A 20,226-nucleotide genomic window follows, 5' to 3' on the forward strand; every position below is an offset into this window, starting at 1 on the left:
AAAGGCTTAAAGCGATCTGCTTTAAGCCTTTTACTTTTTAATGTATTTGTACAGGAAAGCTTTTGGCTTTTAGCTTTAAGCCTTCGGCTCTACTGATCCTCATCTTCATCGGGCCTGGTTGCCGGTGTGGTAATTGATGATGGGATAGGAGCGGGGTTAACCGGTGCATTTTTGCGGCGGCCCTGTCTGAATATGTTCCGGATAAACTCGCCGAAGGTATCAAAGTCACGCTGGTAAACCAAACCTAATCCGTTTACATACTGTGGTGCCAGCACATCTGTAAGGCTGCTTAGTGTTACGTTGTTTAACGCCCTGTAAGAGTATCTTGCTGTTAAGTTGCCGTCACGGCGTATCTTGTATAAGGCCTCAAAGTCTTTGGTGAGGCTGTTAAATCGTTGGTTAAACAGGTTGCTGTTGCTGTTATTAAAAATATCATTTGAGCCGTTGTTGCTGAACAAGCTTCCGTTAAATGATAGCCTGCTATCAAAAAAGCGCAGCGAAGCACTTGCCTCATTGAAGGAGCGTATATTTAAGTCGAAGTTTTTAATGTTTGATTGCGATATCAGGCTGTTAAGCTTGTTAAATGCAAATTCGCTCACCGCTTCGCCGGCAGTGCCCAGCACCTGGTTGGTTAAGTTATTACTGTTTGATGTAAAGTTACGGCGAACAATAATGCTAATAGCCTGCTGGCTCCGGTTATTGGCATCGGCAAGGTAAGTGGACAGATCGTCCTTAACAGATGGATCGGTAGGGAAGTTAAAGTCAAAATCAATATTAGGCTGTAATAGAGATTTGGTCAGGATCAGCTCGGCTTGTACCAGCGTTTGCTGCCCCGAGGTAGGGGTTTGTAAACCCGCGGCAGTGTACAGCGGCGCCTTACTGGTACGTACCTCATACAGGGCTTTAAGGTTAATCTCGGCATTTGAGGGGTTACCTGTCCACCTGATGGTACCGCCCTGGCTTACTGTAAAGTTTTTACTGATAAAGTTTTTGGCAGTAAACTCAAACTTGCCCGATGATATCAAAAAGTCACCGTACATCTCAAAATCGCCCAGGCTGTTAATATTCAATTTTAAATTACGGGCAACGCCGCTGCCTTCCAGCTGGCCATAATCGGTAGCTATTTTTACAATGGTTTTTTCATCGGCGCTTAAATCAAAATTTAGGGTAACACCATTAAAAGCACGATCTTTGGTAACTACTTTGGCGGTGTCACTATGGCTTACAAATTTGATGAAATCGTAATCACTGGCGGTTGACGAGGTGTTGAGCGGTATATTGAAAACGGTACCTGCATTGGTGCTGGCTGTAATATCAATCTTCATGTTATCAACCGGGCCGTTGAAGTTAAATGTGCCTGTGCCATAAGCCGTACCATAATAAAGGTGGTTATCTTTAAACGTGGTATTCAGGGCCATCAGGTTATCGGCTTTAAGGCTTACATTAATATCCGGGTTGGATAGGTCATTGAGGTTTACGGTACCATTGGCGGTTCCGGTACCTTTGTGAATGTCTTTCAAAACCATATCCTTAATGCTGATAATGCTGTTATTGACATCCAGCTTATTATTAACCGTGTAAGCTGTTTTTAAATAATTAACGGTGAGGCCGGTGTTAACGAGGGTAACGGTGCCATTAAGCTGGGGGTTTGATGGCTTGCCGGTAAGTTTCAGGTCGGTTGAAACATGGCCTTTTATATCCGAAACAAGGTCTTTAACAAAAGGCTCAAATATAATAGCTTCGGTTTGGTTCATCTTGATATCAAAATCAAGGTTATCATCAGTCTCTTTACCAAACGAGTAGGTGCCGCCAATGTTCATGGTTTCCAGCCCGCGGTTAATGATATTCATATTAACATCGGCTTGTTTACGGTCGTTGCCAAGTGTGGTGGCCAGTTTCACGTTACCTATCAGCGTTTTGTTCATGGTAAGTGAATCAATGGTTAAATGCGAATCGATGCCCGGAGATTTGAGCACCGAGGTCAGTTTAACGTCGCCATCCAGGTAGCCCTTTAAGTTTACCCCCGAAGTGCGCGTGAGCTGGTTAAACGTACGCATGTTAAACTTCTGGAACGAGAGCTTTAACTGATCGGCGGGATTATCAGATATAAAACCATCGATAAATACTTTTTGCGGCCCGTTTGAAAGCTCAAAGCCCGATACCTGTGTTTTGCCATCCAGTAAACGGATGCGCACCTGCTCCTGGATCTTCCATTTCTCTTTTTCCAGTATCACGTCTGATGGCAGCAGTTTCAGTTTGGCCGTAGTATCGCGGCCAAATTCAACCAGACCGTAGAGGTCCAGCTGGTTAACGGCGTTTTTGTCGGAGAGCTTAACGTTAAAGTTAAGGCTGTCGTTTTTCAGGAAGTTGGTAATGTTGATATCCTTGATGAAAAGGCTGTCAGTTAGGTCAACCCGCCTCAGGGATACGTTGAGGCCCAGCAAGCTATCGGTAGTGTTTTCGTCAATAATAAAATCATGGAAAACTGTTTTGCCGTATTTAAGCGTTTTGATATAGCCCGATAACGTAGCTGTTTTCTTTTCCGAATTAAATTGACCAACGAAAGTTCCCTGGTCGGGAATTTTCAGATCGGGCAGGAAGATGGCTGTAAGCGGATCGAGGTTTTTAAGGTTCAGGTTAAAATCAAACTCCTCCGGCTTAGGCGGCACTATAGTTGTTTTTATGGAAGGGATATACTTTTTAACGATGGTTTTAAAATACGAAGGCAGGGTTGCAAGGTCATATTTGCCCTTGATGCTGCCATCGGCAAAGTCAGATTTTAAAGCGATGGTGCGGTTATTGCCTATTCCTTCTGCTGATAGGTAAAGCGAGTCAACCGCATAATTATTCCGCGGATTGACCACCCTTGCCGGGGAAAATAGGATGTTCCCCTGCAAATTGGCCAGGTCATCGCCTTTAAACTGGGTTTTAAGCAGCGTGCTTACAGTTAAAGTATCTTTGGTAAAACCAAGCTTGTTCAGGTTAGCGTCCCTGATATCGGCAGTTAAATCATAAGTTGGCAAAGCGGGATTAAGGTTAACCTTGCCTTTAAGGTCAAGCTTTATGTTCCTGTCGTTTATGGTAATATGAGCGTTGGCCAGCCTGTTTATAAAACTGCCGTTAAGTGTAAGCCTGTTATAGGTGTAGTTATTATAGGTGACGGATGCGATTTTTGCATCCACTTTTTCAGTAAGGCTTTTCAGCGCGTCGCCGCTGCCCCGTATGTTTGAAGTAAAGGTGGCCCTGCCCAAATCGCTTTGATCAAGCAGGGTGCCCAGGTCAAAAGCATAGGCGTTAACCCTGCCGCTGTAGCTTGGACGGCCATTTTTATCAATTTTAAGGTTGATGTCTGAATCAAAACGACCGAGTGCGGTTTTAAAAACACCATAAGCAACAAAATCATTCTGCGAGCCGGTAAACCTGCCGGTAAAATTAAAGTTGCCGAATTTGGAAAGTATGGCCGGAGCCTTTTCTGTAGGCGTTCCCGAAAAATGACTGATCAGGTAATCAAGGTCTTTTTTGTTGGAGGCAACCTGGTCAAATTTTAGCTCAAGGAATGCGTTATCCCAATCGGTAAGGTTGTGCAGGTTAAAATCGCCTTTAACAAAAGTGGCCTGCCCGCCGGTAATGGTCACTTTTTTGGCTTTGAGGTTGTTCACATAACCTTTGGCTTGCCCGTCAATACCCAAATCAAAACTCACTTTTTTTAATGAACTGGTAAAGTAGGCGATATCTGATGACGAAATTCGTGACGATTTAAAGCTGGCATCCATGTGTACCTTATTTTCAAAATCGTCAAAATCATCAAACGATTTAAACTTCATCCGGAAATAATCCTTCAGGTCTGATCGGGGCGTTTGAATGGCCAGGTGCTTCAGCATGATCTGGTTGGTATCGATCGTAGCATCCGATGCGAAGTGTTTTACCGTGAACCCGCTTTTTTCATGCAGGCTTAAACTTTTTATATTGGCTTTAAACAGGTGGTTCTTTAAATCCATACCCTGTATCAGCGTGCTGAAATGCTGCACATCCAGGTCGTTAAAGTTAACCCCGGCTATTACCGTATCGCGCAGGCTGTTCTTGTACCTGAAATGGAAGTTATTGATAGCGATGGTGCCAAAATTTAGCGTCCAGGGTTTGTTTTGGGTTTTTTTGGTGGTATCCGCCGAATTAAAATAATCTATAACAAATTGCAGGTTGGTAGTACTGTCTTTTTGTTTTTTGAGATAGAAGGAGCCATTATCCAGTTCGATATTGGAAAAGTTGATAGTACGGCGTTTAATACTTCTAAAAAGATAAAAACCCTCAACATCAACGGCTAATCGGGGGGTGCTTAGTAAAGTATCCTTTTTTTTATCTAAAATATAAAACCCTTCCAGTACCACCGAACGGAATGGCCTGAGGTAAAGGCTTTTAATCCCAACCTTGGTTTTCAATTCGCCGGCAAGGTAAGCTGCTGCTTTTTTGGCAGCCCAGGTTTGTACCGGCTTAAACTGAAATGTGAGCAAAAGTATGCTCAATGTCAATAAAATGAACAATACCAGGCCCAGGAATATTTTGAGTACTTTTTTAATAACTTTGCACCTTTAATTAGTGAGTTAGCGAAATAATGAGTTGGTGAATTTTCCTCTATCCCTATACAATTAGTAAGAGGGATTGGTTTGCTTCTCATTAATAAATCACTAAATTACTAAATCAGTAAATCAATAATTAATAAACACGTGCCCGTAATTTTAGGAATCGAATCATCATGTGATGAAACCTCAGCTTCGGTTTGTGTTGATGGTGTGATCATGAGCAATGTTATTGCCAATCAAACCATACACGAGGCCTATGGAGGCGTGGTCCCGGAGTTAGCCTCAAGGGTTCATCAGCAAAATATTGTTCCGGCTGTTCAGCAGGCATTAATAAACGCAAAAGTAAGCAAAAATGATATTGATGCGGTAGCTTTTACACGTGGTCCCGGACTTTTAGGTTCTCTTTTAGTGGGCGTATCATTTGCCAAAGCTTTCGCACTGGCAAAAGGCATCCCGCTTATTGATATTAACCACATGCAGGCCCATATCCTGGCCCACTTTATCGGCGATAAAAATCCCTCGTTCCCTTTCCTTTGCCTTACCGTATCTGGCGGCCATACGCAAATTGTGCTGGTGAAGGATTATTTTGATATGGAGATCATAGGGCAAACCCTTGACGATGCCGCCGGCGAAGCTATGGATAAAACCAGTAAAATTTTAGGCCTGCCATATCCCGGCGGACCGCTCATTGATAAATATGCACGCCAGGGGAACCCTGACGCTTATAAATTCCCGGAGCCGCAGATCCCGGGGTATGATTTTAGCTTTAGCGGCCTGAAAACCTCCATTCTGTATTTTATCCGCGATAACGTAGCTCAAAACCCTGATTTTGTTAGCCAGAACATGGCCGATATTTGCGCATCTGTAGAAAAACGGATTGCTACCATCTTGCTTAACAAACTGCAAAAAGCGGCACAGGCATATGGCATTAAAGATATAGCTTTGGCGGGTGGCGTATCGGCCAATACAGGCTTGAGGTTAGGACTGCAGGCCATGGCCGAACAAAATGGGTGGAACAGCTTTATCCCTAAAATGGAATACTGTACTGATAACGCCGCCATGATTGCTATAGCAGGCTATCATAAATTCCTTAAAGGCGAATTTGTAGGACAGGACGTTGCCCCGATGGCGAGGATGGCGTTTGCCCCCCAGCCCCCTAAAGGGGGAGCTATGGTGGAGTAATTTAACGTACAGATTACAGGCAGATTGGCATTTCAAATAAATAACACATTAAAACTCCCCCTTTAGGGGGCTGGGGGGCATATGAACGCATCAGGATATATTTTTTACATTGTTTTTGTTATTCCGCTAATAGCAGCGATGGTTTGGCTTATGCGCCAGGATAAGAAAAAGGGGAAGATCGGGCTTGTAGTGCTGGCGGTTTTGGTAGTAGGGGTTTTGATTTATGTTTATCTTAACCGGGAAGCGCTGAACGGCGTAAGGCCCTAAGGAGGATAAGCCTGTTTGTTGATAATCGGCTCAGCCACTCTTTATCATCTTTTCATATTCCCTGATCAACTTTTTGGTGGCCCTTGCAAGGTAGGCTGTTATTAACAGTTGCTTCAGATCGCCGGGTGATACGGTTTCGAGGCTCACCAGCATGTATTTGTAATTTTGATAATGCGGAGTGATGAAAAAGGTATGCGGATCAAGCGCTATCCATTTTTCGCGCTCGGTGGTGTAAATAGCCAGTTGCTCATCCTTTTCATGTATGTTGGCGAAGATCTTATCATTAACATAAAACGCCGGATGCTCAAAGTGCATTTTATGGGTAACACCCGGCAGCGGCAACAAGGTGCTTTTCATAAACTGAAAAAAAATATACATATCGGTAGCCATACTTAAAGTTAATAAGTTTTCTCCATGGCATCCAATAAAACAGTAATTTCGGGTGTAAAACAGGACTGGCCATGAACAGCAATAACCTCCGGAAATTATACGGCAATATCGATATCTATTTATTCGACCAGTTATTAAAAGGACGTTTTGACGATTGCCGCACTATACTTGACGCAGGCTGCGGCAACGGGCGAAACATAACTTATTTTTTGCAAAACGGCTTCAAGGTTTATGGCATTGATCAAAGTGAGCATGCTGTTGAACTGGCCAAACGGCTATCTGCCGATCTGTGCCCTGATCATTCGCCCGATAATTTTAAGCTTGCTCCTGTTGAGGGCCTGCCTTTTGATGACGGGCAGTTTGACCTGGTAATTTGCAGTGCCGTGCTGCATTTTGCTAATGATGCCGAACATTTTGACAATATGGTACGCTCACTATGGCGCGTACTGAAACCAGGAGGTTATTTCTTTGCAAGGCTTGCATCTGATATCGGCATTGAAACATTGGTACAGCCTTTGGGTAATTACCGCTACCTGCTGCCCGACGGCTCCGAACGGTTTTTGGTAAATGAAGAGATCCTGCTTGAATATACCCGTGAACTGGGCGCACAGCTTTATGAACCTATAAAAACCACCAACGTGCAAAACCTGCGCTGTATGACAACCTGGTGCATGCAGAAGCAGTAATCATAATTAATTGCTGAAGTTTTCTCTCCGTCTACATCATTTTGCTGTTCATCGATACAATGTTGCCATGTATCGACACAGTAAGTGTTAACAACAATTTCGTCCGAAATATTTGCGTTAAGCTTTCAATAATGGTTTACACAACAATTATTATTAACGCTTAACACACCACTTTATGATTATTCTGCTTTGCGGGTTATCCGGATCAGGTAAAACCACCCTTGCTCAACATGTTAAAATGAGGTTATCTGATACCGATATCCCTGTTGAAATTATTGATGCTGATGTATACCGTCAAAAGCTGTTCCCTAACCTGGGTTACACTAAGGAAGACCGTTTTGAAAATATCCGGAGGCTTGGTTTTATAGCCGGTAAATTATCCGGGCATGGCGTTGTAACCATCATCAGCGCTATAAACCCATACGATGTGATTCGCCGCGAGCTGATGGCTACTTATCCTGATGTAAAGCTGATCCATATCGATTGTCCCGTAAAAACACTGTTGCAAAGGGATACCAAAGGACTTTACAAGCGCGCGTTATTGCCCGAAGGCCATCCGGACAAGGTAACTAACCTAAGCGGTATTAATGACCCTTTCCAAATCCCGTCGTCGCCTGATTTGTATATCAACACCCATATTACCAGGCAGATCGAGGCAACCGAAATGTTGGCAGGTTTTATTCTTGACAACTATCAGCAGGAGCAAATTAAGCAACTACAGCCAGCCGGCCGTTATTAACCAAGGTATGATCAATACAACAGTTAAATTCACGCCCCGGCAAACGTTAATAATTGCGGGGATGCACCGTTCGGGTACATCGCTTATAACCAACTGGTTAAGCCGCTGCGGCCTGCAAATTGGCGAGCGCTTATGCGGCAGCGGTACAGGCAATGTTGATGGCCACTTTGAAGATCTGGAGTTTTTGAAGCTGCATGAAGAGATCCTTGATCGTAACAGTTTGGAAGTATCGGGGCTAACCGATACCCGGGATATTGAGGTGCCGCTTTATCAACTTGAAAAGATGAAGGCAGTAATTGGCATTAAACAGCAGCTTTATAACCAATGGGCCTGGAAAGACCCGCGCACCTGTCTTTTTTTGGATACTTATGCCAAGCTGTTGCCCGGTGCGCGGTACCTGGTAGTGCTGCGTAATTACCAATCGGTGGTTAGCTCATTGCTCAGGCGTGATTTTGTATCCGTCGACCAAAAGTATATGGCCCGTAAATATATTCAGCGCCAGGTATGGACTCATTTCAGACGGCCACGCAGGTTGAAAGCATTTTACCATGACCATGCCGAAAGCTATTTAAAAGTATGGATCAATTACAATGAAGCAATATTGAAAATGCTTAAAAAGCTGCAGCCCGATAATTACCTGGTAATTAATTATTCGCAATTGCTCGAAAACGACAGCGAAGTTTTTTCATTTTTAACCGGCAAATGGAAGTTTGCACTCAATTATTTCGATTTTAAGGACGTGTACAAACAGGAGTTGATGAACAAAGCAGATGATATCAGCGAGTTTGTTACCGATAAAACATTGCTGATAAAAGCAACCTACCTGCTTAAACGTTTGGGCAGCTATATGCGGGGCAGTGAAAGTTTTCCGGGGAGGGAGGGGTAGTTTTTAGCTTGCCTGATATTGTAGTCGCCGGAGATCTTCTTAAAAACCTCTCCTAAATATTTCTCATATTCCCAATTAATTCAGAGCCATTACCCTACATAGTTAGGGATTCCCTTTTTTAAAACATTATTTGTAATTAATCTAAATAAATATAACTTTGCGCCAAATCCGGGTTGCAGGTTATTAAATTTTGTGGCTCGATTAATACTGCTGATCCTTCAATCAATTCATTATTAAGTAAAATATGCATTTTACATTTACCCCTATTCTTGCTTCCGGTAAGCCGGCTATAACAAATGTATCTTCAAATCTTAAAGTAGTGATCAAAATAGCTTTTAGCTTTATACTGGCGATGCTGTTTTTAAATTACAATGCAACTGCGCAAACCGGCACAGGAACTATAAAAGGTACTGTAAAAACTGCCGATGGTAAGGCTGCGGAGTTTGTCAATGTTGTTTTAAGCAATACCAAGTTTGGTGCTACTGCCGGGCAAAGCGGTCATTTTACTATTAAAAATGTTCCCGCAGGTACATACACCGTTGTTGCAAGCTTTATTGGCCTGCAAACTCAAACCAAAGAGATTACTGTTAGTGCAGGTGAAACCACCACAGTTAGTTTTGTTTTAACCGAAGGGGCAAAAGACCTGCAGGAGGTGTATGTTAAAAGTGCCAGGCATAACAAATTCCTAAAAAAGGAAACTGAAGATGTTGCCCGTCTGCCGCTGAAAAACCTTGAAAACCCGCAGGTATACAGTGTGGTTACCAGCGAGCTGATGAAAGAGCAGATTGTAACCAGTTATGCAGATGGTTTTAAAAATATCCCGGGTACGGGTGTGCCATTAGTATATAATAACGGGCGTACCACCTTGTTATCAAGAGGTTTTGTTACCGGCAATTTTATCCGTAACAGTGTAGCAGGTTATAACTTTAACAGCATCGACCCCGCCGATATTGAAAAGATAGAAGCAATAAAAGGCCCTACAGGTACGCTGTTCAACAGCAGTCTTGCATCGTTTGGTGGTTTATTTAACCGCGTTACCAAACAACCTAATGAAACGTCGCGTACCGAAATTACTTACCAAACAGGGAGCTTCGATCTCAATCGCCTTACAGCCGATGTTAACATGCCTTTAAATAAGGATAAAACCGTATTGTTCCGCGTTAACGCGGCGCTACACAATGAGCACAGCTTCCAGGATGCGGGCTTTAATCGTGGTTTTTTTGTAGCCCCCAGCATAACCTACATCGTTAATGATCGTTTATCGGTTGATGTTGACGCCGAAATAGGTAACTCGAACGCTACTTCGGCCTACAGGCTTGCCCCGGATATCAAAGGAAAGATCTATAATGTTAAAGATCTGGGCATCGATTATAAACGTTCTTTCGGTAACAATGGGGTCGATTACCTGAGCAGGCAAATTGATCTTTATTCATTGATCAATTACAAGATCTCGGATCACTGGAAATCGCAAACCATGTTCAATAAAACTTTTTCGACTACCAAGGGCATGGTTACCGCGTTTTCCCTTGTCGATAGTAGCAAGCAGATAAAACGGCAGGTTACCCAGGAAGATTATCCTTATTATATCACTAACGTGCAGCAAAACTTTATAGGCGATTTTAAAATCGGTCAGTTCCGTAACCGCATTGTTGCGGGTTTAGAGTATTACAATCAAAAAAGCAATAATACCAACGTTACCGTAAGCACACCGGCAATCAATTACCTTAACCCGGGAGCAGCTTATAATAGTTTTACGGCAGACAAAGTTTCGGCACTTGTAGCCGCCGCCGCTCCCAAGCCCGGCGATTATGTTCAAAATAACCAAAGCTCTTACGCGGCCTATGTATCGGATGTGTTTAATATTACCGAACGCCTGAATGCCATGGCCAGCATCCGTATCGACAGGTTTGTTAACAAAGGCGCTTACACACCCGCCGATGGCAAAACCACCGGCAATTTCAGTCAAACGGCATGGTCGCCCAAATTTGGTTTGGTTTACCAGGTGGTTAAAGACCAGGTATCGTTATTTGGTAATTATATGAATGGTTTTAATAATGCTACTCCTACAGCCACAAGCTTTGATAACTCAACTTTTAAACCCCAATATGCCAACCAATGGGAAGGTGGTATAAAGGCTGACATCTGGGATCATAAAATCAGCTCGACAGTTAGTTACTATAATATTTCTGTGACTAATACCATAATGGATGATCCGGCACATACTGGATTTATTACCCAGGCAGGCACCCAGTTAAGCAGGGGCATCGAGGCCGAAGTGATCGCCAATCCTTTGAGTGGCTTCAATATCGTCGCTGGTTTTGCTTATAACGACAGTAAAATTACTAATGCAGCCCCTGGTGTTGCCAGTATTCTGGGCTTGCGTCCGGCCAACTCCGGCCCGGCAAGGTTGGCCAACTTATGGATGAGCTATCGCATTACCCACGGTAAAATTCAGGGTTTGGGTTTTGGAGTGGGTGGCAACTACGGAAGTGATTCATACCAAACCAATACCGCTGCGTTTAAATTCACCATACCGTCATATACCACGGTTGATGCCACTGTGTTTTATGATCAGCCTAAATACCGCATAGGCTTTAAGCTGGACAACCTGACTAACGAAAAATATTGGTCGTTCCGTTTGGCGCCACAAAACCCAACTCGCGGTACATTAAGCATGAGCATTAAGTTTTAAAAATAATCGCATACAATTATATATATAAGGCTTACCTCATTTAAGGGTAAGCTTTTTTTATCGCTAAAATTTATTGTTGAATGTCGCATCCCGGCGCATTTTTTCGTATCCCTTCTAAACCATACTTTACACAAACATGAAACTACATTTAACCTTGTCGTCCCTGCTATTATTGGCATGTTTTAAATTGTCCGCACAAACAAACGCTATTCAATTTGGCATCAGGGCGGGCGTAAGCGGCACCTGGTTATCCCGGACGCCCGGCACGGATGTGCAGATCCGCGATGCCGAAAAAAGCGGGTCCGGCTATTTCGCCGGGGTCTTTGCCAGCTTTAATGTCAACAGGTTTTCGTTGCAGCCGGCTATTATTTTCAATTCATTAAGCAGTAAAACTACCGAAGAAGTTTTAAGCGGAGATATTGTTTACCGAATGTACGGCAAATGGCGTTTATATTATATCCAGGTGCCGGTTAACCTGGTTTATAACATCCCGGTTCATGGCGGCAAATTTTATCTGGGCGCCGGGCCATATATTGGTTGGGCTTTGTCAGGCAGGTTTACACCGGTAAGCAACGAATCGCCGGAGCAATCCTCTCCCGCCGACTTTAGCTTCAAAGCCAAATTCGGCAATGATGACAGGAGCAATTTTAAATCTTTCGACTATGGAGCCAACGTAGTCGCCGGCTTTGAGTTTGATAACGGTTTAATGATTAATGCAGTTCATAATTTAGGGCTTGCTAATATCGAGGTTGGTAATTACCCATACAAGAAAACCAGGACCCGGAGCCTGGGCATTGCTTTGGGGTATAAATTTTAGTGAAGCTTTTTAGCTCAATTTTGCAAACCAGACCTGCCAACATGCTTGTTTTACCTTACACTCCATGTAGCAGATGTTAACCTCATTAAAAACTTTCATAGCCGAAATTTGTATTTCAACTATGAAAGCATTGGTTTTTGAGCAGGCAGGCAATGCCGCTGATGTGATACAACTGAAACATTTAGCCTACCCCAAACCGGCTTCCGGCCAGTTGCTCATCAGGGTGAAGGCCTGCCCTGTACACCCGGCCGACCTGCTTTTTATTGCCGGAAAATACCGCTATCAGCCAGTGCTGCCCCAAATAGCGGGACTGGAAGGCGCCGGTTATGTTGAAGAAGCCGGACATGACAGTATTATCTCCAAAGGTAGCCTGGTAGCTTTTAGCAAAATAGGGGCATGGGCGCAATATGTGGTAGTTGACGAGCAGGACGTGGTATTATTGCCCGATACCTTCCCATTAGCAAAAGCCGCGCAATTATTACTCAATTCGTACACCGCATATGGTTTAATACAGGAAGCACAAGTAAAAAGCGGCGACTGGCTGCTGCTTACTGCGGGCCATTCCACAGTATCGCGCATAGTGATACAGCTTGCCGCCGAAAAAGGTATTTGTGTTATAGCCACCGTACGCGATGAGGCGCAAAAGCAAGAGTTATTAGCTTTAAAAGCCGAGGAAGTAATAGTTCCTGAACCCGGTAAGCTTAAGCAGGTTATTGATGAAATTACCAAAGGCAAGGGCATCAAAGCGGCACTTGACGCGGTAGGCGGGGAACTGGCTACTGAAATAATATCCTCATTATCGCCCGGAGGGCACCTTATTGTTTATGGTTTGCTTGATCCACAGCCGGCTGCCTACCTCAACGCCGAAGTCGTGTTTAAAAACCTGGTCATTAAGGGTTTTGGTGTGAGGGGATATGTGGCTGGGCTTTCGCTCGAAGAAAAAACTCACATGATCAGTCATTTAGTACATTCCATTGGCAGGGCCGAGTTTCAGCTTTCCCCATCGGCAACTTATACAGTTGATGAGTTTGCGCAGGCTTTTGCTTATGATAAAGGGGGGAAGGTTTTATTAGCGTTTTAGCTACAAATAGTTGTATTAAATAGTTAAACAAATCGTAAATTTAGCATTAAGCGCACGGGTCTCGTACGTACCTAAATTGTTTGTTATGAAAACTATATTAATACCGGTAGATTTTTCCGACACCAATACCAATGCTATAAAATATGCAGCCGACATGGGTTGTGATATGCCGGTAAAGAAGATTATACTGCTCAAAAGTTATTATACATCGGTATATGAACAAATCCTTCCTTCGCCCGATTTTTTACTGATAAGCGCTGATGATATTGAAAATGAGCGGCAAAAAATAGAAGCTCAGCTTAAGGAGCTGATGAAAAAGCTGAAAAACCGATGTCACGAAAATATTGAGATAGAAACGGTAGTCAGCACTGAGCCTATCGTTAGGGCTATACACAATGTAGTTGAAGATCAGCACCCCGACCTGATGATAGTTGGCGGCGATATGGGGCATGAGTTAAGTATGATTGGCGAACAGATCATTGAAATAGCAAAAAGCAGCCCGGTAAAAGTACTGATCATTCCGCCTGATTGTAATTATCAGAAAATAGAACAGGCACTGGTACCCTGTGATTTGGAAGCCGTAGCCCGGCTCGGCGTTTTAAAAGGCCTTAACACGTCGCACAGCTGGCTTAACCCAAAGCTGATGCTTCTTTATGTCGATCCAAAGAAAAAACATATTGGCCGGGAGGCCGAATTTGAAGCATCGGTAAAACAACTGGTTAATTGTTATGAATGTAAGCTTCATTATTCGGAGGATAAAAATATTGTGCGGGGCATACTCAATTTTGCTACAGAACAGCAAGTACAAATGATCATTGCCCTGCCGGGCAAACACAGCTTTTTTTATAATTTAACCCACAGCAGCATAACCGAAGCCTTGTCTTTAAATGCCAGGCACCCGGTATTGATCCTTAAATAAGATTTCTAATCAGGAAATAGCTCCAATCGCGTTAAAACGGGGTATTACAGTGACCGTATCGGCGTGCTTATTGACGAAAGCGCTGTAATAAACCATTGCCCGGATAGTGCCATACAAAACATCCGCCAGGTTCATGCCGGGTAAACAGGTTCATAATGATTTAACCTCGAGGTTAAGCCGGGATAAAACCTTTCTGTTTATATTTAGTTAAGTAGTCATTTATAATTAGCTTACTTAATTAAAAGCATGGAAAATTTTACAATGCTGCAGTTTTTTGAATGGTATTACCCCGCCGGAGGCAGATTGTGGAATCAGTTAAAAAATGATGCAGAAAACCTGAAGAAAAAAGGGATCGATTCGGTATGGCTTCCGCCGGCTTATAAAGCGGCAAGCGGAGGGCTCTCGGCCGGGTACGATGTTTACGATATTTATGATCTTGGCGAGTTTGATCAGAAAGGTACAATCGCAACAAAATACGGCACCAAACAGGAATATCTCGATGCGATAGCTGCGGCGCAAAAAGCCCAGTTAAAGGTTTATGTTGATGTGGTGCTTAACCATATGGGCGGTGCCGATGAAATTGAAAAGGTGAATGCCCGCAAGGTTGACCCCGCCAACCGTAACGAGTTTATAAGCGAGGTTTACGAAATAGGCGCATATACCAAATTCACTTTCCCGGGCCGCAAGGGGAAATACTCCAAATTTATATGGGATTGGCAGTGCTTTTCGGGTATTGACTATGATGCCTATAAAAAAGAAACGGCCATATTCAGCATCCAGAACCAATATGGCGAAGGCTGGAAAGATGTGCTTGACGACGAAAACGGCAATTTTGATTACCTTATGCTTTCAGATATCGACACCCGTAACCCAAGCGTGCGGGAGGAACTGAAAAAATGGGGCAAATGGTATTTTGAAACCGCAAAATTTAATGGCTTCAGGCTTGATGCCATTAAACATATGGATCATGGCTTTTACAACGAATGGCTTGATTATATGCGCAATGAGTTTAAGCAGGAATTTTTTACTGTTGGCGAGTATTGGGCTTTCGATTTGCCTAAATTATTAAAATACATTGAGGTGACCGAAGGGCGCATGTCGCTTTTTGATACCCTGCTGCATGATAACTTTCATCATGCCTCGAGGGCCGGGAAGGATTATGACCTCACTGCCATTTTTGATAATACACTTTTGAGTGTAAAACCCGAACTGGCAGTTACACTTGTAGAAAATCACGACACCCAGCCGCTGCAGTCGTTGGAGCAACCAATCGATCAATGGTTTAAGCCTTTGGCCTATGCGCTCATATTGCTGCGTGAAGCCGGTTACCCATGCGTTTTTTATGCCGACATGTATGGCGCAAAATATACTGACAAAGGTGGCGACGGCGAAGATCATGAAATAGAGCTGCCTGTAGTAACCGAACTGGAAACCATGCTTTATGTAAGGAAAAACATGGCCTACGGAACCCAGCGCGATTATTTTGACCACCCAAATTGTGTAGGCTGGACGCGTGAAGGCGATACAGATCACGAAGATTCAGGTTGTGCCGTAGTGATTTCAAACAGTGAGGATGGTTTTAAGGAGATGGAAATTGGGGCCGGGCATGCCGGTAAAGTTTTTGTGGACTATTTAAACAAACATGACGGCGAGGAAGTAGTGATCACCGCTGATGGCTGGGCCGAGTTTAAAGTGAAGGCTGGATCGGTATCGGTTTGGGGAATTAAGAAGTAATTTCTGTTAAACGGGGTGAACATTTTATACATTTGTTCACCCCGTAATATATACGCTATGAAATACGAAGAAATCCCCCTGGTAAATAATGAGGCCATCCACAATTTTGAATTGACTGTTGAAGGCTACCGCGCTTTTATCGACTACAAAAAAAAGGACGATAAAATTTACCTCATCCATACCGAAGTGCCGGTTGAGCTGGAAGGCAAAGGCGTGGCATCGGCCATTGTTGAAAAAACATTCAACTATATCGAACAGAATAACCTGAAACTGGTGCCGCTTTGTGTTTACGTGGCTTCGTACCTGAAACGCCACCCCGAGTGGTCCCGGATATTGGCTATTGCGCCCGGTCATTAACTTATGCGCGTTTTAGTAACAGGATCATCAGGAAGATTGGGCGCGGTTACAGTTAACCATCTTCGGATAAATGGGCACCAGGTTACCGGCATTGATATCATCCCGGCCGAAACTACCAATGAACTGATTGATATATTAAATAAAGATGCTGTTTTAATAGTCACTCAAAATATCGATGCAATTATTCATACGGCAGCAATCCACGGTAAACATTATGAATTGAACTATCCGCGCGAAGCATTCATCGATGTGAATATTTACGGCACACTCAATTTGCTTAATGCCTGTATTGCTAATGGCGTTCAAAAAATGCTGTATACCAGTACTACATCTATTTATGGCGATGCGATGGTGGATGCTAACCAGGCCGTTTGGGTTGATGAAGAACTGCCTATTAAACCACGGGATATTTACGACATCACCAAGCAAACCGCCGAGCAGCTTTGTAAGGATTTTTTTTACCGCGAAGGTTTACAGGCATCGGTGTATAGAGTTGGCCGTTTCCTGCCCGAAACAGATAACCTCAAACTAAATCACCGCCTGTACCGCGGCCTCGATGAACGCGATGGCGCCGAAGGCCTCCGATTAGCTTTGGAACAAACTTTTCCTGAGTTCGAGATCTTTAATATCACCAGTAGTTCACCCTTTAAAAAAGATGAGCTTGTACAATTAAAACAGAACCCTCTCGAAGCAATAAGAAAGCATTATCCTCAGGCTGAAACTGTTTATCTATCAAAAGGCTGGGAGTTCCCAAAAAGTATCGACCGGGTTTATGTGAGCGAAAAGGCTAAACGGTATTTTGGTTACGAACCAAAGTTTACATTTGATTATCTGTTGAATAACCTTATAGCTCGTTAAAACTTCGCAAGTTTTAATCCAAAGAAAGGAAACCACTCACTTATCAACCTAATCAACCATTCACTACACTAATATGGAGAAGTACTAACCGCCGTCCACCCCCCATCAACTACCAAATTTTGACCGGTAATTTGCCTTGCATCTGGCGAAACCAAAAACAACACCGCGTTTGCCACATCTTCAACAGTTGCGGCGCGACCCATAGGGGTAATGCGGGCCCAGGTTTTTTGATATCCGGCATCTTCCATCGTGCGCTCGGTAAGGGTGGCACCGGGGGCCACGGTATTCACGGTAATTTGATGTTGTGATAGTTCAACCACCAGGCTTTTAGCCAGCATTTCAAGCGCGGCTTTCGTCATACCGTAAGCGGCAAGGTCTTGGTGGGCCTGGTGCCCCGTAACGGAGGACATGAACAGGATACTGCCCCCGCTTTTTTGTTTAACAATTTGCCTGGCTGCCCTTTGCGCTAAAAAGAAACTGCCCTGCAAATTAACATTCATTACACTTTGCAGGGATTGGGCAGGGTAATTCAAAAAATCGCCAAACAAAGTGATCCCGGCATTGGCAACGGCAATGGTAAGTTTGCCATAACGCTGTACCGCTTCATCAACCATTTGTTGTATAAAATCAATGTCCGAAGCATCGCCGGCTATCGGGTAACAATTACCGCCGAGCCCGTTAATGGTATCGGATGCCTGAACAGCCAGTTCCTCACTCAAATCATTCAATAATACATACGCACCGGCGAGACTTAGCTGTTTAGCTATTTCAAAACCTATTCCTTGTCCGGCACCGGTTACTATAGCTACCTGTCCGTTAAATTTATCAGTTATCATTTTTAGGTTGATGGTTGGTTAACTAATTGCTTGCTGTCATGGGTAGCATGTCGAAGCATGGTGGGAGGGCCTCTGCGCGCGAGTCTTCGACAGGCTCAGACTGACCGGCCCTCGCTCAAAGCTTATTTGTTATTTTGTCTCTCTCAATGCGAATCCCTTAAAACCTCACTCCCTGAGCCCCCTCTTAAAAAATCAAGATCAGCTCCCAAATGTGCTTGCTCTACATGCGTTTGGTATAAATAAGTGTATCCCCGTTTGCTGATATTGTTATTTAATGCCAGCTTTGATTTTCTTTCGGCAATTTCTTCATCACTAACCTCAAGGTGCAGTGTACCGGCGGGTACATCAAGTTTAATTATATCGCCATCCTGTACTATAGCCAATGTTCCGCCGATGGCTGCCTCTGGTGATACATGCAGTACTACCGTGCCGAAGCCGGTGCCGCTCATCCGTCCGTCGGAGATGCGTACCATATCGGTAATGCCCTGGTCGGCCAGTTTTTTTGGGATCAGCATATTGCCAACTTCGGGCATGCCGGGGTAGCCTTTGGGGCCTGCATTTTTCAATACCAGCACACTGTTTTTATCCACATCCAATGCCGGATCATTAATGCGATGATTAAAATCCTCTATATTTTCAAATACCACGGCCTTACCGGTATGCTGCATTAAGCCCGGGCTTGCCGCCGACGGTTTCATCACTGCTCCATTTTCGCAAAGATTACCTTTAAGTACCGTTATACCCGCTGTTGGGTTAAAAGGATAATCAACCGGCGCTATCAGTTCGCGGTTAAAACATTCGCTGTTTTCATAATTACGTAATATAGGGTGGCCGCTTACGGTTATAGTATCGCTGTTAAGTTGTTCATGAAGCTCTTTCATTAAAGCCGGTAAACCACCAGCATAATAAAAATCCTCCATAAAATATTTACCCGAGGGCTGCAGATTGGCCAGTAAGGGTATTTTGCGGGATGATGTATTGAAATCATCCATACTTAAATCAACCCCTATGCGGCCTGCTATGGCCAGCAGGTGAATAATAAAATTGGTAGAGCCGCCAATAGCCGCATTAACGGTGATGGCATTTTCAAAAGCCTCCCGGGTCAGGATGTCTGAAGGTTTCAGGTCTTCATGCACCATATCGACAATGCGATTGCCCGATAGGTGCGCTAATACTTTACGACGAGAGTCGGCCGCGGGGATAGCCGCATTCTCTGCCAGTGAAAGTCCCAGCGATTCGACCATGCAGGCCATTGTTGATGCCGTTCCCATTACCGCGCAATGCCCCTGGCTGCGGGCCATGCAGGCCTCGGCAGTATAAAGGTCTTCATCGTTCATTTGCCCGGTTTGATGATCGGCGAAAAAGCGCCAGATATCCGATGTGCCGATATCCCGGCCCCGGTATTTACCTGTCAGCATGGCCCCGCCCGATACTACTATGGTTGGAATATTTACGCTGCAGGCTCCCATTACCAGTGCCGGCGTGGTTTTATCGCAGCCGCAAAGCAGCACCACGCCATCAAGCGGATTTGCACGGATACTCTCTTCAACATCCATACTTACCAGGTTTCGGTACAGCATGGCAGTAGGTTTAACCAAAGTTTCGCCTAATGACATCACCGGGAATTCAACGGGATATCCACCGGCTTCATAAATGCCGTTTTTTATAGATTGGGCTAATTCCCGGAAATGGGCATTGCAGGGTGTAAGCTCCGACCATGTATTGCAGATGCCAATCACCGGCTTCCCCTGCAACTGATGTGCCGGGATGCCCTGGTTTTTCATCCAGGCGCGGTATATGAAGCCATCCTTGCCTTTTTTACCAAACCATTGCCGGCTCCGTAGCGGTTTTTCCTCCATTATATAAGATGTGTTGTGTTTTGAATTGGTTGTTTAACAAATATAGATTTCTATAAATCGTTTTAGGCATGGTAAATGAAAAGTTAGAGAAATAGTATGCCGGAGGTAGACAAGTCATCGTTGGATGAGTTTTCCGCGGTTATCTATATATAGTAGAGTTGCAAATGGATAAGTTATCTATAGTCCCGATGTTGATGAGTCCTGATTTTTGTAAGTGTTAACTGCGGTGCTCAAAACAGCAAGCTGAATGAGGGCGTTGCCTTCGGCCGGGCTATTCGCTCATACGCCTGCAGGCATTACGCTCGTTGGCCGGTACCCGCTGCTATCCCTAACGCTGGTTTTCGAG

The 20,226-nt window shown here is 44.1% G+C and carries 16 protein-coding genes; 12 read left to right on the forward strand and 4 right to left on the reverse strand.

Features of this window, described 5'->3' with window-relative positions; translation table 11 throughout:
* Positions 1 to 89 precede the first annotated feature (89 nt).
* Positions 90 to 4,508: a translocation/assembly module TamB domain-containing protein gene (locus tag BLP33_RS25620; RefSeq protein WP_175490120.1), complete on the reverse strand. Its 4,419-nt coding sequence runs from the start codon at positions 4,506 to 4,508 to the stop codon at positions 90 to 92.
* A gap of 213 nt (positions 4,509 to 4,721) precedes the next feature.
* Between BLP33_RS25620 and tsaD the strand changes: the two genes are divergently transcribed.
* Positions 4,722 to 5,759: a tRNA (adenosine(37)-N6)-threonylcarbamoyltransferase complex transferase subunit TsaD gene (gene tsaD / locus BLP33_RS25625; RefSeq protein ID WP_090534569.1), complete on the forward strand. Its 1,038-nt coding sequence runs from the start codon at positions 4,722 to 4,724 to the stop codon at positions 5,757 to 5,759.
* Positions 5,760 to 5,840: 81 nt separating this feature from the next.
* Positions 5,841 to 6,026: a hypothetical protein gene (locus tag BLP33_RS25630; protein ID WP_090534570.1), complete on the forward strand. Its 186-nt coding sequence runs from the start codon at positions 5,841 to 5,843 to the stop codon at positions 6,024 to 6,026.
* A gap of 30 nt (positions 6,027 to 6,056) precedes the next feature.
* On the opposite strand, the gene BLP33_RS25635 is transcribed toward BLP33_RS25630, so the two are convergent.
* Complete coding sequence (locus tag BLP33_RS25635) at positions 6,057 to 6,383, reverse strand: MmcQ/YjbR family DNA-binding protein (RefSeq protein ID WP_175490121.1); 327 nt, start codon at positions 6,381 to 6,383, stop codon at positions 6,057 to 6,059.
* 104 nt (positions 6,384 to 6,487) lie between these two features.
* Between BLP33_RS25635 and BLP33_RS25640 the strand changes: the two genes are divergently transcribed.
* The 10 genes from BLP33_RS25640 (at position 6,488) to BLP33_RS25685 (ending at position 17,185) form a co-directional block, all read left to right on the forward strand.
* Positions 6,488 to 7,102, forward strand: a complete 615-nt coding sequence (locus BLP33_RS25640) for a class I SAM-dependent methyltransferase (RefSeq protein ID WP_090534575.1) — start codon at positions 6,488 to 6,490, stop codon at positions 7,100 to 7,102.
* A gap of 175 nt (positions 7,103 to 7,277) precedes the next feature.
* A complete protein-coding gene (locus BLP33_RS25645; RefSeq protein WP_090534577.1) occupies positions 7,278 to 7,841 on the forward strand; it encodes an adenylyl-sulfate kinase in 564 nt (187 codons plus the stop codon).
* Positions 7,842 to 7,848: 7 nt separating this feature from the next.
* Complete coding sequence (locus tag BLP33_RS25650; RefSeq protein WP_139160078.1) at positions 7,849 to 8,727, forward strand: sulfotransferase; 879 nt, start codon at positions 7,849 to 7,851, stop codon at positions 8,725 to 8,727.
* A gap of 244 nt (positions 8,728 to 8,971) precedes the next feature.
* A complete protein-coding gene (locus tag BLP33_RS25655) occupies positions 8,972 to 11,419 on the forward strand; it encodes a TonB-dependent receptor (RefSeq protein WP_090534581.1) in 2,448 nt (815 codons plus the stop codon).
* Between the two features lie 136 nt (positions 11,420 to 11,555).
* Entirely contained in the window at positions 11,556 to 12,236 is a 681-nt protein-coding gene (locus tag BLP33_RS25660) for a porin family protein (RefSeq protein WP_090534583.1), read from the forward strand.
* Between the two features lie 121 nt (positions 12,237 to 12,357).
* Positions 12,358 to 13,317: a zinc-dependent alcohol dehydrogenase family protein gene (locus BLP33_RS25665; protein WP_175490122.1), complete on the forward strand. Its 960-nt coding sequence runs from the start codon at positions 12,358 to 12,360 to the stop codon at positions 13,315 to 13,317.
* 85 nt (positions 13,318 to 13,402) lie between these two features.
* Positions 13,403 to 14,236 (forward strand): universal stress protein, encoded by an 834-nt coding sequence (locus tag BLP33_RS25670; RefSeq protein ID WP_090534586.1) that lies wholly within the window; start codon positions 13,403 to 13,405, stop codon positions 14,234 to 14,236.
* Between the two features lie 246 nt (positions 14,237 to 14,482).
* Positions 14,483 to 15,970, forward strand: a complete 1,488-nt coding sequence (locus BLP33_RS25675) for an alpha-amylase (protein WP_090534588.1) — start codon at positions 14,483 to 14,485, stop codon at positions 15,968 to 15,970.
* Between the two features lie 57 nt (positions 15,971 to 16,027).
* Positions 16,028 to 16,327, forward strand: a complete 300-nt coding sequence (locus tag BLP33_RS25680; protein ID WP_090534590.1) for a GNAT family N-acetyltransferase — start codon at positions 16,028 to 16,030, stop codon at positions 16,325 to 16,327.
* A 3-nt stretch (positions 16,328 to 16,330) separates the two neighbouring features.
* The gene (locus BLP33_RS25685; RefSeq protein WP_090534592.1) at positions 16,331 to 17,185 is read left to right on the forward strand and encodes an NAD-dependent epimerase/dehydratase family protein; all 855 of its coding nucleotides are present in this window, start codon (positions 16,331 to 16,333) and stop codon (positions 17,183 to 17,185) included.
* 68 nt (positions 17,186 to 17,253) lie between these two features.
* Here BLP33_RS25685 and BLP33_RS25690 read toward each other — a convergent pair whose 3' ends face one another.
* A complete protein-coding gene (locus BLP33_RS25690) occupies positions 17,254 to 18,021 on the reverse strand; it encodes an SDR family NAD(P)-dependent oxidoreductase (RefSeq protein WP_090534594.1) in 768 nt (255 codons plus the stop codon).
* 143 nt (positions 18,022 to 18,164) lie between these two features.
* Positions 18,165 to 19,880, reverse strand: coding sequence for an IlvD/Edd family dehydratase (locus BLP33_RS25695; protein WP_090534596.1), 1,716 nt, complete (start codon positions 19,878 to 19,880; stop codon positions 18,165 to 18,167).
* Between the last annotated feature and the right edge of the window lie 346 nt (positions 19,881 to 20,226).

It is taken from the genome of Mucilaginibacter sp. NFR10 (genome assembly GCF_900100445.1).
GTDB classification, from domain to species: Bacteria; Bacteroidota; Bacteroidia; order Sphingobacteriales; family Sphingobacteriaceae; genus Mucilaginibacter; species Mucilaginibacter rubeus.

What these genes read in the sequence shown, in the direction of transcription:
- BLP33_RS25630 (WP_090534570.1), top strand. Translation starts at nt 5,841, where the DNA reads ATGAACGCATCAGGATATATTTTTTACATTGTTTTTGTTATTCCGCTA.
- BLP33_RS25635 (WP_175490121.1), bottom strand. Translation starts at nt 6,383, where the DNA reads ATGAAAAGCACCTTGTTGCCGCTGCCGGGTGTTACCCATAAAATGCAC.
- BLP33_RS25640 (WP_090534575.1), top strand. Translation starts at nt 6,488, where the DNA reads ATGAACAGCAATAACCTCCGGAAATTATACGGCAATATCGATATCTAT.
- BLP33_RS25645 (WP_090534577.1), top strand. Translation starts at nt 7,278, where the DNA reads ATGATTATTCTGCTTTGCGGGTTATCCGGATCAGGTAAAACCACCCTT.
- BLP33_RS25650 (WP_139160078.1), top strand. Translation starts at nt 7,849, where the DNA reads ATGATCAATACAACAGTTAAATTCACGCCCCGGCAAACGTTAATAATT.
- BLP33_RS25655 (WP_090534581.1), top strand. Translation starts at nt 8,972, where the DNA reads ATGCATTTTACATTTACCCCTATTCTTGCTTCCGGTAAGCCGGCTATA.
- BLP33_RS25660 (WP_090534583.1), top strand. Translation starts at nt 11,556, where the DNA reads ATGAAACTACATTTAACCTTGTCGTCCCTGCTATTATTGGCATGTTTT.
- BLP33_RS25665 (WP_175490122.1), top strand. Translation starts at nt 12,358, where the DNA reads ATGAAAGCATTGGTTTTTGAGCAGGCAGGCAATGCCGCTGATGTGATA.
- BLP33_RS25670 (WP_090534586.1), top strand. Translation starts at nt 13,403, where the DNA reads ATGAAAACTATATTAATACCGGTAGATTTTTCCGACACCAATACCAAT.
- BLP33_RS25675 (WP_090534588.1), top strand. Translation starts at nt 14,483, where the DNA reads ATGGAAAATTTTACAATGCTGCAGTTTTTTGAATGGTATTACCCCGCC.
- BLP33_RS25680 (WP_090534590.1), top strand. Translation starts at nt 16,028, where the DNA reads ATGAAATACGAAGAAATCCCCCTGGTAAATAATGAGGCCATCCACAAT.
- BLP33_RS25685 (WP_090534592.1), top strand. Translation starts at nt 16,331, where the DNA reads ATGCGCGTTTTAGTAACAGGATCATCAGGAAGATTGGGCGCGGTTACA.
- BLP33_RS25690 (WP_090534594.1), bottom strand. Translation starts at nt 18,021, where the DNA reads ATGATAACTGATAAATTTAACGGACAGGTAGCTATAGTAACCGGTGCC.
- BLP33_RS25695 (WP_090534596.1), bottom strand. Translation starts at nt 19,880, where the DNA reads ATGGAGGAAAAACCGCTACGGAGCCGGCAATGGTTTGGTAAAAAAGGC.